The 14,574-nt window shown below is 72.6% G+C and carries 14 protein-coding genes; 5 read left to right on the top strand and 9 right to left on the bottom strand.

Annotated features, from left to right (window positions below; all coding sequences use genetic code 11):
- Positions 1–20 precede the first annotated feature (20 nt).
- The 3 genes from ACWY4P_RS14960 to ACWY4P_RS14970 form a co-directional block, all read right to left on the bottom strand.
- Positions 21–323: a DUF4193 domain-containing protein gene (locus ACWY4P_RS14960; protein ID WP_014175864.1), complete on the bottom strand. Its 303-nt coding sequence runs from the start codon at positions 321–323 to the stop codon at positions 21–23.
- A 416-nt stretch (positions 324–739) separates the two neighbouring features.
- The gene (locus ACWY4P_RS14965; protein WP_456211043.1) at positions 740–1,984 is read right to left on the bottom strand and encodes a sensor histidine kinase; all 1,245 of its coding nucleotides are present in this window, start codon (positions 1,982–1,984) and stop codon (positions 740–742) included.
- 6 nt (positions 1,985–1,990) lie between these two features.
- Positions 1,991–2,644 carry a response regulator transcription factor gene (locus ACWY4P_RS14970; RefSeq protein ID WP_456211044.1) on the bottom strand — a complete coding sequence of 218 codons (654 nt, stop codon included), beginning with the start codon at positions 2,642–2,644 and terminating at the stop codon, positions 1,991–1,993.
- A 326-nt stretch (positions 2,645–2,970) separates the two neighbouring features.
- Between ACWY4P_RS14970 and ACWY4P_RS14975 the strand changes: the two genes are divergently transcribed.
- Positions 2,971–3,141: a hypothetical protein gene (locus ACWY4P_RS14975; protein ID WP_456211045.1), complete on the top strand. Its 171-nt coding sequence runs from the start codon at positions 2,971–2,973 to the stop codon at positions 3,139–3,141.
- A 140-nt stretch (positions 3,142–3,281) separates the two neighbouring features.
- On the opposite strand, the gene ACWY4P_RS14980 is transcribed toward ACWY4P_RS14975, so the two are convergent.
- Positions 3,282–4,100, bottom strand: coding sequence for an inositol monophosphatase family protein (locus ACWY4P_RS14980; RefSeq protein ID WP_456211046.1), 819 nt, complete (start codon positions 4,098–4,100; stop codon positions 3,282–3,284).
- Positions 4,101–4,200: 100 nt separating this feature from the next.
- On the bottom strand, positions 4,201–5,355 hold the full coding sequence (locus ACWY4P_RS14985) for a ferrochelatase (protein ID WP_456211047.1): 1,155 nt from the start codon (positions 5,353–5,355) through the stop codon (positions 4,201–4,203).
- A gap of 141 nt (positions 5,356–5,496) precedes the next feature.
- On the opposite strand from ACWY4P_RS14985, the gene ACWY4P_RS14990 reads away from it, so the two are divergent.
- From ACWY4P_RS14990 to sepH, 3 genes are all read left to right on the top strand, one after another.
- Positions 5,497–6,762 (top strand): MFS transporter, encoded by a 1,266-nt coding sequence (locus ACWY4P_RS14990; protein ID WP_456211048.1) that lies wholly within the window; start codon positions 5,497–5,499, stop codon positions 6,760–6,762.
- A complete protein-coding gene (locus tag ACWY4P_RS14995; protein ID WP_456211049.1) occupies positions 6,707–8,041 on the top strand; it encodes a D-arabinono-1,4-lactone oxidase in 1,335 nt (444 codons plus the stop codon). Before ACWY4P_RS14990 ends, ACWY4P_RS14995 begins: the two co-directional genes overlap by 56 nt.
- Positions 8,042–8,537: 496 nt before the next feature.
- Entirely contained in the window at positions 8,538–9,620 is a 1,083-nt protein-coding gene (gene sepH, locus ACWY4P_RS15000) for a septation protein SepH (protein ID WP_456211050.1), read from the top strand.
- Positions 9,621–10,034: 414 nt separating this feature from the next.
- Here the strand turns inward: sepH and ACWY4P_RS15005 are convergent, their stop codons facing one another.
- Entirely contained in the window at positions 10,035–10,871 is an 837-nt protein-coding gene (locus ACWY4P_RS15005) for a sulfurtransferase (RefSeq protein WP_456211051.1), read from the bottom strand.
- Between the two features lie 277 nt (positions 10,872–11,148).
- Between ACWY4P_RS15005 and ACWY4P_RS15010 the strand changes: the two genes are divergently transcribed.
- Complete coding sequence (locus ACWY4P_RS15010) at positions 11,149–11,961, top strand: VOC family protein (protein WP_456211052.1); 813 nt, start codon at positions 11,149–11,151, stop codon at positions 11,959–11,961.
- Here the strand turns inward: ACWY4P_RS15010 and ACWY4P_RS15015 are convergent.
- From ACWY4P_RS15015 to ACWY4P_RS15025, 3 genes are all read right to left on the bottom strand, one after another.
- Positions 11,958–12,662 carry a thymidine kinase gene (locus tag ACWY4P_RS15015; RefSeq protein ID WP_456211053.1) on the bottom strand — a complete coding sequence of 235 codons (705 nt, stop codon included), beginning with the start codon at positions 12,660–12,662 and terminating at the stop codon, positions 11,958–11,960. The two genes, ACWY4P_RS15010 and ACWY4P_RS15015, sit on opposite strands and share 4 nt — an antisense overlap.
- Before the next feature lie 82 nt (positions 12,663–12,744).
- Positions 12,745–13,974: an alkaline phosphatase family protein gene (locus ACWY4P_RS15020; RefSeq protein WP_456211054.1), complete on the bottom strand. Its 1,230-nt coding sequence runs from the start codon at positions 13,972–13,974 to the stop codon at positions 12,745–12,747.
- Positions 13,974–14,570, bottom strand: a complete 597-nt coding sequence (locus ACWY4P_RS15025; RefSeq protein WP_311723766.1) for a DUF5998 family protein — start codon at positions 14,568–14,570, stop codon at positions 13,974–13,976. Before ACWY4P_RS15025 ends, ACWY4P_RS15020 begins: the two co-directional genes overlap by 1 nt.
- Positions 14,571–14,574 lie beyond the last annotated feature (4 nt).

Here is a 14,574-nt window from a genome sequence, read left to right on the forward strand (position 1 = left end):
ATCCACGCCGGACCTGCGGCTTACGCCGCGCAGTCGCGGCAGATCGGCTGGCCGTTCTTGGTCTCATTGGCCAGCTGGCTGCGGTGGTGCACCAGGAAGCAGCTCATGCAGGTGAACTCGTCGGCCTGGCGGGGCAGCACCCGCACGGACAACTCCTCGTTGGAGAGGTCCGCGCCGGGCAGCTCCAAGCCCTCGGCCTGCTCGAACTCGTCCACGTCGACTGTCGACGCGGACTTGTCGTTCCGCCGGGCCTTCAGCTCCTCAATACTGTCCTCGTTGACGTCGTCATCGGTCTTGCGTGGGGTGTCGTAATCCGTTGCCATGTCGCTCTCCCCCTCTGGGTGTCTGCGGTGTCTCCAGCGCACGTAACGCGTGAGAGGCCGGACTTGTGCCCGACCCGAGGCGGAGATTTTGCCTCACATCAAGGTCTGTTACTCAATCGACACCCAACCGCACCCCTGAAGAGGTGATCGGCTTGGATGGCGATCGGGACCGTACACGGTCCGAATGTCGCACTCACATGCGCCCTCACGTGTACTTCCCGTGATCACGGCCCTTGAAAACCCGGACCTTCCCGACTTTCCACCGACCGTGACGATCACACAGAGTATATGGCTTGAAATTCGCCCATGTGATCGATCACACAGGATACAGGTGGGGGTCGGATCGCCAAAATTCCTCCCAAAGCGAACGGACACACGGCCGGTGTCCTGGAACTTCTCCTCAGTCTCGGCCGACCTCAGACCGGGAGCACCACCCGCATCACCAGGCCGCCGCCGTCCCGCGGCTCGGCGGTGATCCGTCCGCCGTGCGCACGGGCCACGGAGCGGGCGATCGACAGGCCGAGCCCGACGCCCTTGTCGCTTCCGGTGCGCTCGGTGCGCAGCCTGCGGAAGGGCTCGAAAATGTTGTCCAGCTCGTATGCCGGGACCACCGGGCCGGTGTTCGCCACCACCAGCACCGCCTGCCCCGCACCTTCCTGCACCTCAGTGGTCACCTCCACCCAGCCTTCCTGAGGAACGTTGTACCGCACCGCGTTCTGGATGAGGTTCAGCGCGATCCGCTCCAGCAGCACGCCATTGCCCTGAACCACCGCGGGCTGCCGCACCCCCCGCACCGCCACGCCCTTGTCCTGCGCCTCCGTACGGAGCTGCTCGAGCGCCTGGGAGGCGACCTCGGCGAGGTCCACGGGCTTGCGGTCGACGATCTCGTTGTCGCTGCGGGCGAGCAGCAGCAGGCCCTCCACCAGCTGCTCGCTGCGCTCGTTGGTGGCCAGCAGCGTCTTGCCGAGCTGGGCCAGCTCGGGGGACGCCTGCGGGTCGGAGAGCTGCACCTCCAGCAGGGTGCGGTTGATCGCCAGCGGGGTGCGCAGCTCGTGCGAGGCGTTGGCCACGAACCGCTGCTGGGCGGTGAACGCGCGGTCCAGGCGCTCCAGCATCTCGTCGAAGGTGTCGGCCAGCTCCTTCAGCTCGTCGTCCGGGCCGTCCAGCTTGATCCGGCGGGCCAGGTCCGAGCCCGCGACCTGGCGCGCGGTGCGGGTGATCCGGCCGAGCGGCGAGAGCACCCGCCCGGCCATGGCGTAGCCGAACGCGAAGGCCAGCACGGCCAGGCCCAGCAGCGCCAGCAGCGACCGGCGCAGCAGGGCGTCGAGGGCGAGGGCGCGCTGGTGGTTCATGCACCGCGCCACCGCCTCGTTGAACAGCGTGGTGCTGGACTGGCTGGGCAGCTCACAGGTGGGGTCGGTGAGGCTGTAGTCCATCTTGACGATCTGGAAGGGGAGCTTGCTGCTCCCCTGCAGGACGTCCGCCGCCAGCAGGTAGATGATCGTCAGCAGCACCACTCCGGCGATCAGGAACATCCCGCCGTACAGGAGGGTGAGCCGTATCCGGATCGTGGGGCGCAGCCAGGGACGCGGGCTCGTCATCGGCCGCGGGTCCCAGCTGGGCTTGGGTGGTGCGGAGGGCGGAATCGGGGTCGTGGCCATGCCCGGTCAGATCCGGTAGCCGGAGCCGGGCACCGTGACGATCACCGCGGGCTCGCCGAGCTTGCGGCGCAGCGTCATGACGGTGACCCGGACCACGTTGGTGAACGGGTCGGTGTTCTCGTCCCACGCCTTCTCCAGCAGCTGCTCGGCGGAGACGACGGCACCCTCGCTGCGCATGAGCACCTCGAGCACCGCGAACTCCTTGGGGGCCAGCTGGACCTCCCGGCCGTCCCGGAAGACCTCGCGGCGGTTGGGGTCCAGCTTGATCCCGGCGCGCTCCAGCACGGGCGGCAGGGCGACGGTGGTGCGGCGGCCGAGCGCCCGTACGCGGGCGATCAGCTCGCTGAAGGCGAAGGGCTTGGGCAGGTAGTCGTCCGCGCCGATCTCCAGCCCCTCGACGCGGTCACTGACGTCGCCGGAGGCGGTGAGCATGAGCACGCGGGTGGGCATTCCCAGCTCGACGACCTTGCGGCACACGTCGTCGCCGTGGACCAGCGGGAGGTCCCGGTCGAGGACGACCACGTCGTAGTCGTTGACCGCGATCCGCTCCAAGGCGGCGGCCCCGTCGTACACGACGTCGACGGCCATGGCCTCCCGGCGCAGTCCGGTGGCCACCGCATCGGCGAGCAGCTGCTCGTCCTCGACGACGAGTACACGCACTTTCGTCAGTCCTTCCCTTGGGTGCCTTACGGGCGCGATTGGATGCCCGACGGGCTCGATCCGGCCGGACTCGATCGGCGCCCGGCGCCTCCATCCTGCCTCGAAGCCTCGTAAACCGGCGGTAAGGGGGATCCGGAAGGGGCTGCTCAAGATTCTTTTTCGGCAGAGGTTTCCCCTCGCGGAGCGATGGGGAGGACGACTGCACACCCGATCACGCCCTGTATGTGGCATCCCACAAGCCTCTCTGCCATCAGCAGGGATCACGCACGTGATCGTCCCGCCGTCGGCACACCCCCGTGCCACCGACCCACGACGAGGGGGCGCACATGGACGCGTTCACCGCAGGCATTCTGCAGCGTATAGAGACCACCAAGTCCGATCTCACCCACGCCCGTGAGACGGGCGACGACTTCCTTGCCGATGTCGAGCTGTCGGAGCTGGAAGACCTCCGTCGGCTGGCCGCCGAGCATGGCGTGGAGGTCGGTGCGATCGCCTGACGGCGATCCCCCGGCACCCGCGTTCAGCAACCCTGCGGCGCCCCGGCTGCCCTTGCGGCACCGGGGCGTCGCGCTGTGTTCAGGCTGCGTTCAGGCTGTGTTCCATCCGCGTTCGGGAGGTCCGGGCCCGGTCGGCGCCGTCAGTCGTGCCAGGCGCCCAGGTCCTCCAGGAGCCGCTGCAGCGGCTCGAAGAGGCCGGAGGGCGCGGCGATGGTCAGCTCGCCCGAGGCCGGGACGCCCGGCCGTCCCCCGGTCAGCGCGCCCGCCTCGCGGGCTATCAGCGCACCGGCCGCGAAGTCCCACGGGTTCAGCCCGCGCTCGTAGTAGCCGTCGAGCCGGCCGCACGCCACATCGCACAGGTCGATGGCGGCCGACCCGCCGCGCCGGATGTCGCGCACCTTGGGCACCAGCGCGCGGACCACCTCGGCCTGGCCGATGCGGCGCTCGGTGCGGTAGCCGAAGCCGGTGCCCACGAGAGCCTGGTCGAGCACGGGCGCGGGGCGGCAGTGCACCCGCTCCCGCGCCTCCTGTCCGTCCCGTACGAGGTGTGCGCCGCCGCCGAGGACCGCGTGGTACGTCTCGCGGCGCATCGGGGCCGTCACCACGCCCACGACCGTCTCGCCGTCCCGCTCGGCGGCGATGCTCACCGCCCAGGCCGGCAGGCCGTAGAGGTAGTTGACCGTGCCGTCGATCGGGTCGATCACCCAGCGCACCCCGCTGCTGCCCTCGGTGCTCGCGCCCTCCTCCCCCAGCACGCCGTCGTCCGGGCGGCGGGCGGCGAAAAAGTCCGTGATCAGCTTCTCGGCGGCCAGGTCCATCTCGGTGACCACGTCGATGGGGCTGGTCTTCGTGGCGGCCACGCCGAGGTCGGCCGGGCGGCCGTCGCGGAGCAGCTCTCCCGCCCGGTGGGCGGCCTCCAGGGCGACGTCGAGAAGTTCGGTCGTGAGCGGGTCGGTCATCGTGCTCCTTAAGGCGTGCGGGCGGACAGCACTGTCCCCCGCTCAGTCTTGGCGCGCTCGCCACGACGGCGGCGGGCCGGGGGTCGGTGCGGTGGCGCGCTCAGTCCGCTCCCGCGGCGGCGGGCCGCGGCGCCCGGGCCGGGCAGCAGCCCGCCGGGCAGAGGTCGTGGCTCGGGCCGAGCGCGCCCAGCGCGCAGCGCGTCGGCGCGGCCGCCTCCCGGCCGGCGGCGAAGCGCTCGGCGGCCGCGCGCTCTAGGACCAGATCGCGCACCGCGGCCGCGAAGCGCGGGTCCGCGCCCACGGTCGAGGCGCGCGCGACCGGCAGCCCCAACTCCCCGGCCTTGGCCGCCGCCTCGGTGTCGAGGTCGTACTTGACCTCCATGTGGTCCGAGACGAAGCCGATCGGGACCATCACGGCGGCGGGGGCGCCCGCCCCGTGCAGCTCCTCCAGGTGGTCGCAGATGTCCGGCTCCAGCCACGGGATGTGCGGGGCGCCGCTGCGCGACTGGTAGACCAGGCGCCAGGGGTGCTCCACGCCGGTCTCCTCGCGCACCGCGTCGGCGATCAGCCGGGCCACGTCGAGGTGCTGGGCGACATACGCGCCGCCGTCCCCGTGGTCCTGGGGCGGGCCGGAGGTGTCGGCGGCGGCGGTCGGGATGGAGTGCGTGGTGAAGGCGAGGTGTGCCCCGGCACGCACGGCCTCGGGCAGCTCGGCGAGCGCGGCGAGCGTCGCGTCGACCATGGGCCGGACGAAGCCGGGGTGGTTGAAGTAGTGCCGCAGCTTGTCGACGCGCGGCGGCTCGAGACCCTCCGCCTCGAGCGCGGCCATCGCGTCGGCGAGGTTCTCGCGGTACTGGCGGCAGCCGGAGTACGAGGCGTACGCGCTGGTGGCCAGCACCAGGACGCGGCGGTGGCCGTCGGCGGCCATCTCGCGCAGGGTATCGGCCAGATAGGGCGCCCAGTTGCGGTTGCCCCAGTAGACCGGCAGGTCGAGGCCGTGCTCCGCGAAGTCCTTGCGCAGCGCCTCCAGCAGCTCGCGGTTCTGCGCGTTGATCGGGCTGACGCCGCCGAAGAGGAAGTAGTGCCGGCCCACTTCCTTCAGCCGCTCGCGGGGGATGCCGCGGCCGCGCGTCACATTCTCCAGGAACGGCACCACGTCCTCGGGGCCCTCCGGGCCGCCGAAGGAGAGCAGCAGCAGGGCGTCGTACGGAGCGGAAGACCGAGCGGGGGATGGCTGAGCTGACTGTTCCGGCATGTCCCCGATCCTGCCACCCGGCGCTGACGGGCGGGAAATACACCTGCGCCGCCCTGTGGATGCCCGTAACCTGTCTCGGCGCCTACGTTCCTTACCTGCTCATCCCCCCCCTGCCCACGACCTGCCCACCCGGAGCCGTCCTTGCCCGATCCCGGCCCTTATCGCGCCATATTCGCCGCCCCCGGCACCAAGGGCTTCGCCGCCGCGGGGTTCCCCGGCCGGCTGACGATCTCGATGACCTCCATCGGCGTGGTCACCATGATCTCCGGGCTCACCGGCCGGTACGGTCTGGCGGGCGCGGTGTCGGCCGCGCTCTCGATCTCCTCGGCGGCCCTGGGCCCTCAGGTCTCCCGGCTGGTGGACCGGCACGGCCAGCGCCGGGTGCTGCGCCCGGCCGCCCTCGTCGCGCTCATCGCCATCGCCGGGCTGCTGGTGAGCGCGCATCTGCGCTGGCCGGACTGGACGCTGTTCGCGTTCGCCGCGGCCGCCGGGTGCGTGCCGAGCATCGGGGCGATGGTGCGGGCCCGCTGGGCGGCGATCTACCGTGACGTGCCGCGGAAGCTGCACGCCGCGTACGCCTTCGAGTCCGTCGTCGACGAGGTCTGCTTCATTGTCGGCCCGATCCTGTCCGTCGGGCTGTCCACCGCCTGGTTCCCGGAGGCGGGCCCCCTGCTGGCCGGCTGCTTCCTCGCGGTCGGGGTGCTGGCGCTGACCGCGCAGCGCGCCACCGAGCCCGTGCCGCATCCGCGCGAGCACCACACCGGCGGCTCGGCGCTGCGCTCGGTCGGGCTGCTGGTGCTGGTGACCGCCTTCGCCGCCGTGGGCGCGCTCTTCGGGGCGATCGACGTGGTGACGGTGGCCTTCGCCGAGGAGCAGGGCAACAAGGCCGCGGCGAGCGTGGTGCTCGCCATCTACGCGGCGGGTTCCTGCCTTGCGGGCGCGGTCTTCGGGCTGCTCCATCTCACCGGCCCGGCCCCCCGCAGGTGGCTGCTGGGTGTCTGTGCGATCGCCGTGAGTATGATCCCCCTCCAACTGGTCGGGAACCTTTCGTTTCTGGCCGTGGCGCTCTTCGTCGCGGGCCTGGCCGTCGCACCGACGATGGTCACCACCATGGGCCTGGTCGAACAGCTCGTGCCACGCGCGAAACTGACCGAGGGCATGACCTGGGTGAGCACCGGGCTCTCGATCGGGGTGGCGCTCGGCTCGTCGGCCGCCGGATGGGTGGTCGACGCCGCCGGGGCGCGCGCGGGGTACGGGGTGCCGGCCGTGGCCGGGGCGTTCGCGGCGGCGGTGGCGTTCCTCGGGTACCGCCGGCTGCGGCCGGCGCCACAGCGGGAGGGGTCGGGTGCGGATGGCCGTAAGGACCGTAGGGACCATGAGGACCAGCCGGAACGGCGTGTGGCGTAACTGGGCGGGCAATGTGATCGCCCGGCCCGCCCGGAGCATCGCCCCCTCGTCGACCGCGGAGCTGGCCGAGGTGGTGCGCCAGGCGGCCGAGGAGGGCCTGCGGGTGAAGGCGGTGGGCACCGGCCACTCCTTCACCGCCGCGGCCGCCACGGACGGGCTCCTGATACGTCCCGAGCGGCTGGCCGGGGTCCGGGAGATCGACCGGGAGGCGGGGACGGTGACCGTCGCGGCCGGCACCCCGCTGTGGCAGCTCAACCAGACCCTGGCGGCGCACAGCCTGTCGCTGACCAATATGGGCGACATCATGGAGCAGACGGTGGCCGGGGCCACCGCCACCGGCACGCACGGGACGGGCCGGGCCAGCGCGTCGATCGCCGCCCAGATCAAGGGCCTGGAGCTGGTGACGGCGGACGGCTCGGTGCTGCGCTGCTCGGCCCAGGAGAATCCGGAGATCTTCTCCGCCGCCCGGATCGGACTCGGCGCGCTGGGCGTGGTCAGCGCGATCACCTTCGCCGTGGAGCCTGAGTTCCTGCTCACCGCGCGCGAGGAGCCCATGCCCTTCGACCAGGTCATGGCGGACTTCGACCAGCTTGTCGCGGAGAACGAGCACTTCGAGTTCTACTGGTTCCCGCACACCGGCAACTGCAACACCAAGCGCAATAACCGCACCAACGGGCCCGCCGCCCCGCTGGGCCGGGTGAGCGGCTGGGTCGACGACGAGCTGCTGTCCAACGGCATCTTCCAGGTGGCCTGTTCGGTGGGGCGGGCGGTCCCCGCCACCATCCCCGGCATCGCCAAGATCTCCAGCCGCGCGCTGTCGGCCCGCACGTACACGGACATCCCTTACAAAGTCTTCACCAGTCCGCGCCGGGTCCGCTTCGTGGAGATGGAGTACGCGGTGCCGCGCGAGGCGGCGGTCACGGTGTTGCGCGAGCTCAAGGCGACCGTGGAGCGCTCGGGCCTCAGGGTCGGCTTCCCGGTGGAGGTGCGCATCGCACCGGCCGACGACATCCCGCTGTCCACCGCCTCCGGCCGGGACACCGCCTACATCGCGGTGCACCTGTACCGGGGCACCCCGCACCGGGCGTACTTCACGGCGGCCGAGCAGATCATGACCGCGCACGGCGGGCGCCCGCACTGGGGCAAGCTGCACAGCCGCGACGCCGCGTATCTGGCCGAGGCCTATCCGCGGTTCGGGGAGTTCACGGCCATCCGCGACCGGCTCGACCCGGAACGGCTGTTCGGCAACGACTATCTGCGGCGGGTGCTGGGCGACTGACGCGTCCGGCGCGCCCCGCCCTCGACCCCCATCTGCCCCCGCCCGCACATTCGTTCCCGTCCGAGAAGGGAAGCGTGCAAAATCGAAGGAGATCGTTCCGTTTCTGTCGATCATGTGAAACTTGCCACCCACATCACGCCCCAGGCCGCCCAGTTCATGGTCCACAGCCCCCACACGGCGAGAACTTGACTGGCGCGCCGCTCCACCTGAGCGGCCCGAATGGAGTACTGTGACGGTCCCTGGCCCCGCTTTCCCGTCCGGCCGCCCGGACCCAACGGGAGGGGTCAAAAGGCGGCAACTCAACCGGCGGCGCCGCGACATGACATGGGGATCGCTGCCCCGAGCGACGACGCCGTCGTTTTGGGCTGCAAACAGGTCACCGTGCCATAACGGCGGATCGGGGCACAGTCCCGACACGCCGGGCAACTCGGCAAAGTTGTGGCAGGCTGCACCCGGGCACGCCACACTCGTCTAGCGGGAGAGCAGCGACGCAACCGTGACGTCGGCAGGCACCACCCGGGAGGTCCCCATGCCCGAACTGCGTGTCGTGGCCGTCAGCAACGACGGCACACGGCTGGTGCTCAAGGCTGCGGACAGCACGGAGTACACGCTTCCCATCGACGAGCGACTGCGCGCCGCCGTGCGCAATGACCGCGCTCGGCTCGGCCAGATCGAGATCGAGGTCGAGAGCCATCTGCGGCCGCGCGACATCCAGGCCCGTATACGCGCCGGCGCCTCGGCCGAGGAGGTCGCGCAGATGGCGGGCATCCCCGTCGACCGCGTGCGCCGCTTCGAGGGTCCGGTGCTCGCGGAGCGCGCCTTCATGGCCGAGCGCGCCCGCAAGACACCCGTGCGCCGCCCCGGCGAGAACGCCGGGCCCCAGCTCGGCGAGGCCGTCGCGGAGCGGCTGCTGCTGCGCGGCGCGGAGAAGGACACCGCGCAGTGGGACTCCTGGCGGCGGGACGACGGCACCTGGGAGGTGCTGCTGGTCTACCGCGTGGCCGGAGAGCCGCACTCGGCCAGCTGGACCTACGATCCGCCCCGGCGGCTCGTACAGGCCGTGGACGACGAGGCCCGGGCGCTGATCGGCGAGGCCGACGACACTCCGGAGCCGAGCTTCCCGTTCGTGCCGCGGATCGCCCGGCTGCCGCGTGACCGGGATCGCGACCGGGACCGGCAGGGCTCGTTCGAGCGTGGCGACGGCGAGTCCGACTCCATGTCGGCGTCCGCCTCCGTGGAGGACGGCCTCGGCGGTGAGCGGGACTCGCTCACCAGCCTGCTGGAAGCCGTGCCGAACTTCCGGGGCGACATGATCGTGCCGGAGCCGCCGAGCGCCCCGTCCCCGGCCGACGAGCCCGCCGAGGAGCCGGAGCCCGTCGAGCCGCCGGCCCCGGCGGCGAGCGCCGGCTCGGCGTACGCGGACGTCCTGATGCCCCGTTCGGTCGCCGGCCACCGCGACCGGCTGACCGGCACCACGGACCGTCAGGCGGAGGCGGACGGGGTGCGTCCGGGTCGCCGGGCGGCGGTGCCGAGCTGGGACGAGATCGTCTTCGGCACCCGCCGCAAGAAACAGGAGTAGCCCCGGCGTCCCGCCGGGCCGCCCTCACCCTGTTGCCGGGCCCCGCTGTCGCTCCGACAGCGCGGCCCGGCGGCTCTTTCCAAGGCTCGGTTCTCCCCCAGCTACCGCTGGCGGGGGCACCTCCAGCTGTAGCTGGGGGCGCCCCCGCCGGGGCGCTACAGCCCCTGTCCACGGTCGACCACGCGGCGGTAGCCGGCTGTATCGCCACGGGGCGGCAGCCGCATATCAATACAGCCGGCTCCGCCGCGTGGCGATCGCAGCCTCAGGGCCTCCGCGCGCTCTCCCTTTCGACAGCGCACATCAGCGCCTCCGGCGCGGGCGGCGCGCGCCTTCGGCTCTCCCTCAGCTACCGCTGGGCAGGGGCACCTCCCAGCGGTAGCTGGGGGCGCCCCCGGCCGGGGCGCGCGCCTTGCATCAGCCTCGCTCTCGGCCGGTGGCCACCGGGCGGGTGGCGTCGGCGGACCACTCGCTCCAGGAGCCGACGTACAGGGCGGCCGGGACGCCCGCGACCGCGAGCGCCAGCACCTGGTGGGCGGCCGAGACGCCCGAGCCGCAGTAGACCCCCACCTCGGCGTCCTCGGTGGCGCCGAGCTTCTCGAAGCGCTCGGCCAGCCGCTCGGCGGGCAGGAACCGGCCCTCAGGGGTGACGTTCTCCGCCGTCGGCGCCGAGACCGCCCCCGGGATGTGCCCGGCCACGGGGTCGATCGGCTCCACCTCGCCCCGGTACCGCTCGGCGGCCCGCGCGTCCAGCAGCAGCCCGCGCCGGGCGAGCGCCGCCGCGCCGTCCGCGTCCAGCAGCGGGAGGGCGCCGGGCCGCGGCTCGAAGTCGCCCTCGGGCGGGGCGCCGGCCTCGGTGCTCAGCAGGCCGCCGCGCTCGGTCCAGGCGGCCAGGCCGCCGTCGAGGACGCGTACGGACGGATGGCCTGCCCAGCGCAGCAGCCACCAGGCGCGCGCCGCAGCCCACCCCTGCCCGCCGTCGTACGCCACCACGCGCCGGTCCGCGCGGACTCCGGCCCGGCGCATCGCGGCGGCGAAGGCGGACAGGTCGGGCAGCGGGTGGCGGCCGGCCGCGCCCGCGGGGCCCGCGAGTTCGGCCTCCAGGTCGACGTAGGCCGCGCCAGGGAGGTGCCCGGCCTCGTAGGCGGGGCGGCCGGGCGGGCCGCCCAGCTGCCAGCGGACGTCCAGGAGGAGCGGCGGCCGCTCCCCCGCCAGCTCGTCCATGAGATCGGATGCGGTGATGATGGCATTCATGGGCACCATCCTTGCGTAGATGCGCCTGCGACGATCGGCCCACTCGATCACCCTCCGTACAGCTGATGGACACCTCGCGACCATGGCTTGGAAACGGGTGCGCGGCTCGAAAGCGGGCATTGTCCTGGTAGGAGCCGCGAATTGCGGCGCGGCCAGGGCGCGTGTTGCGGCAGGTGGTGCGAATATCTGTCGGGCGCCACCCCCCATCACCGCCCCGCGCACCCGCGGGCCGGCCGGAGCCGCACGGACACCACAATGGTCCGAGGAGAGAGTGACGATGACCAAGGCAGCGACTCGGCACACACCGGGCACGCCTTGCTGGACGAGCCTGATGGTGCACAACCTGGCCGCGACGCAGGACTTCTACCACGCCTTGTTCGGCTGGGAGTTCACCCCGGGGCCGCAGCACCTGGGCCCGTACGTACGCGCGCGGATCGGCGACCGACCGGTCGCGGGGCTGGGCGAGCTGCCGTTGGAGCGCCACCTCCCGGTCGCCTGGACGACGTATCTGGCCTCCGACGACGCCGACGAGACGGCGGAGCTGATCCGCGCCTGCGGCGGCACCGTGGCGGTGGGCCCGCTGGACGCGGGCGAGGCGGGCCGGATGGCCCTCGCGGCCGACCCGGAGGGCGCGACCTTCGGCGTGTGGCAGGCGCGCGAGCACCTGGGCGCCGAGGAGGTCGGGGCGCCGGGCTCCCCTGTCTGGCACGAGCTGATGACCCGTGAGTCCTCGGCCGTCAGCAAGTTCTACGACATGGTCTTCGGCAGCCACAGCGAGCCCTCGTCCCGTCGTCCCGACGGCCCCGGCCCGGCCCCCGAGCCCGGGTCCGATGTGCTGACCCTGCGGGTGGCGGGGCGGCCGGTGGCCGCGATCCACGGCGTGGGCAGCGCCCTGCCGCGCGACCGGGGCCCGCACTGGCGGACGTACTTCGCGGTGGCCGACGTGGACAAGGCGGTGCGCCAGGTGACCGAGCTGGGCGGCCATGTCGTCCTGCCACCGCGGGACGACGCGACGGGGCGTACGGCCACCGTCACGGACCCGGAGGGGGCGGCCTTCACCCTGCGGTACGGGCGGTCGACGGGCGGCTAGGAGGCTGCCTGGGGCGCTTCTGCGGGGTCGCCGGGCGCGGGGGACGGGGCCGCCGACGGGTCGACGGGGAGCACGTCCGGCGACAGCGTGGCGGCGCGGGCGGCCGCGGCCGTCATGCGGCGCCGGTGGTGACGTCGGCACAGCACCTCGTAACCCACCTCGGCCCCGGGCTGGTTGACGTCGCCGATGACGACCTGGGCGCCCTCGACGACCATCTCACCGCCGACGGTACGGGCGTTGTGCGTGGCGCGGGCCCCGCACCAGCACAACGCCTCGACCTGGAGCACCTCGATCCGGTCCGCGAGCTCGACCAGGCGCTGCGAGCCGGGGAAGAGCTTGCTGCGGAAGTCGGTGGTGATGCCGAAGGCGAAGACGTCGAGCCCGAGGTCGTCCACGACGCGGGCGAGCTGGTCGATCTGGGACGGGGCGAGGAACTGTGCCTCGTCCACGATCACATAGTCGGCGCGGCCCCCGGCCGTGAGGATCCCGACCACATGGGCGTAGAAGTCCAGATCGTCCCCCGCCTCGACGGCCTCGGTGACCAGCCCGAGCCGCGAGGAGAGCTTGCCCCGGCCCGCCCTGTCGTCCCGGGTGTAGATCATGCCCTGAAGGCCGCGCGCCGAGCGGTTGTGCTCGATCTGAAGAGCGAGGGTGCTCTTTCCGCAGTCCATGGTTCCGGAGAAGAACACCAGCTCGGGCATGGGGTGGCGAGGCCTTTCGCACGGGAGGGATAGGGGGCGGGCGGGACGAGCAGGGCGAGCGGCGCGGGAAGCGGAGAACGGCTCAGGAGCGTACTTCGAGGAGCGGGACGAGCTGCTCGACGGGGGTCATCGAGCCGTGCAGCCCCACCATCGCCGACTCCTTCGGCTCGGTCCGCGAGGCGACGATCGCGACGTCCGCGCTGGCGGCGGCCACCACATCGCCGATCCGCCGGTACACCCGCTCGTCCACGCCGCCGCCGTCCTCGGGCCGCCCGAACCAGCCCGCCTCGATGGCCTCGTCGCGGCTCGCCACCCACATCCGATCGCCGAGCACCTCGCGCCACACCGCCAGCACATCGCTCGCCGCGCCGGGGACCGCGTACACATGGCGGGCGCGGCCCTCGCCGCCCAGCAGGGCGACTCCGGCCCGCAGCTCCCAGTCCTCGTCGAAGTCGATCCGCGACTCCGGGTCGAAGGGGATGTCGATCATGCCGTGGTCGGCGGTCACGTAGAGGGCGGTGCGGGGCGGCAGTTGCTCGGCGAGGCGCTGCACGAGCCCGTCCACATAGCGCAACTGGGCGCGCCACTCGCCGGAGTCGACGCCGAAGCGGTGTCCCTTGCCGTCGACTTCGCTGTAGTACGTGTACACCAGCGAGCGGTCGCCGACGGCCAGCTGCTCGGCCGCGAGGTCCATCCGCTCCTCGCCGGAGAGCCGGCCGTGGAAAGTGCCGCCGCTCAGCGCGATCTTGGTGAGCGGGGTCTCGGCGAAGATCGGCGCGGACACCTGGCAGGTGTGCACGCCCGCCGCGTCGGCCAGTTGGAAGACGGTGGGGTACGGCTGCCAGGCGTGCGGATCCGTCCACGGCTGCCAGCGCAGCTGGTTCATCAGCCGGCCGGTGGCGGGGTCGGCCACCGTATAGCCGGGCAGGCCGTGGGCGCCGGGCGGCAGGCCCGTGCCGACGGAGGCCAGCGAGGTCGCGGTGGTGGAGGGGAAGCCCGCGGTGATCGGCGCTCCGCTGCCGCTCAGCGAGCCGGGCAGCAGCGAGGTCAGAAAGGGCGCTTCGGCGGGGTGGGCGCGCAGCAGCTCCCAGCCGAGGCCATCGACCAGGAACACGCACACGCGGTCGGCGGGCGCGAGGGCGAGCCCCGAGGTCAGGCCTGGGACGCCCTGGCCCGCGGCGACGGCGGGCAGCAGATCGGCGAGCGAGCCCGTGCCATAGCGGGGCACGGGGGCGGAGCGCGGGTCGAGCGGCTCGGGCTCGGGCTCCTGCCATCGGGAGGCGGTGGCGGAGCCCGCGATGGAGTCGGACATCAGCGGCCGGCGTCCGGCGTGTCCACGGTGGCTTCCGAGAGCGACTGGGCGAAGGCGAGGGTCTGCCGGACGCTGTCGGGGCCGTCGCCCGCCTCGCTGACCCGCAGGCTCAGGTCGTCGGCGGTGGAGGAGCCGGTGTAGCCGTGGTCGGCCTCGCAGTTGGGGTCGCCGCAGGCGGCGGGCTCGAGGTCGAGGCGGTTGACGGCGCCCCAGCCGATGGTGAGGACCACCTCGCGGGGCAGCGTGCCGGGGGTGTACGACTCGGGGTTGGCCACGACACGGCTCAGCACGACCGAGGAGATCCGCTGGAGCTTCACGGACTCGGTGGAGGTGGTGGCGTACGGAGACGGGGACGTGCCGTCGGCGGCCTGCTCGTCGGTGTGGCTGACGATGAAGCGGGTGCCCGTCAGGACGAGGACCGTGACATGGCGGCGGACCTCGTTGGAGTCGAAGGTGGTCTCCTGGTGGACCAGATACGAGACGACCGGCTCACCGCCCACGGCGGCTTCCACCGCTTCGGCAACGAGTGCCGGGTAATAGCCGCTGCGCTCGATCGCCGCGCGCAGCCCCTTGGTCGTCGTACCGGTCTTCGCCATGTGC

The sequence above is a fragment of the Streptomyces sp. LZ34 genome, from assembly GCF_053890475.1.

Excerpts from the sequence above, each read along its gene's own strand:
- ACWY4P_RS14960 (WP_014175864.1), bottom strand. The coding sequence starts at position 323 with ATGGCAACGGATTACGACACCCCACGCAAGACCGATGACGACGTCAAC.
- ACWY4P_RS14965 (WP_456211043.1), bottom strand. The coding sequence starts at position 1,984 with ATGGCCACGACCCCGATTCCGCCCTCCGCACCACCCAAGCCCAGCTGG.
- ACWY4P_RS14975 (WP_456211045.1), top strand. The coding sequence starts at position 2,971 with ATGGACGCGTTCACCGCAGGCATTCTGCAGCGTATAGAGACCACCAAG.
- ACWY4P_RS14980 (WP_456211046.1), bottom strand. The coding sequence starts at position 4,100 with ATGACCGACCCGCTCACGACCGAACTTCTCGACGTCGCCCTGGAGGCC.
- ACWY4P_RS14985 (WP_456211047.1), bottom strand. The coding sequence starts at position 5,355 with ATGCCGGAACAGTCAGCTCAGCCATCCCCCGCTCGGTCTTCCGCTCCG.
- ACWY4P_RS14995 (WP_456211049.1), top strand. The coding sequence starts at position 6,707 with ATGGCCGTAAGGACCGTAGGGACCATGAGGACCAGCCGGAACGGCGTG.
- ACWY4P_RS15005 (WP_456211051.1), bottom strand. The coding sequence starts at position 10,871 with ATGAATGCCATCATCACCGCATCCGATCTCATGGACGAGCTGGCGGGG.
- ACWY4P_RS15010 (WP_456211052.1), top strand. The coding sequence starts at position 11,149 with ATGACCAAGGCAGCGACTCGGCACACACCGGGCACGCCTTGCTGGACG.
- ACWY4P_RS15015 (WP_456211053.1), bottom strand. The coding sequence starts at position 12,662 with ATGCCCGAGCTGGTGTTCTTCTCCGGAACCATGGACTGCGGAAAGAGC.
- ACWY4P_RS15020 (WP_456211054.1), bottom strand. The coding sequence starts at position 13,974 with ATGTCCGACTCCATCGCGGGCTCCGCCACCGCCTCCCGATGGCAGGAG.
- ACWY4P_RS15025 (WP_311723766.1), bottom strand. The coding sequence starts at position 14,570 with ATGGCGAAGACCGGTACGACGACCAAGGGGCTGCGCGCGGCGATCGAG.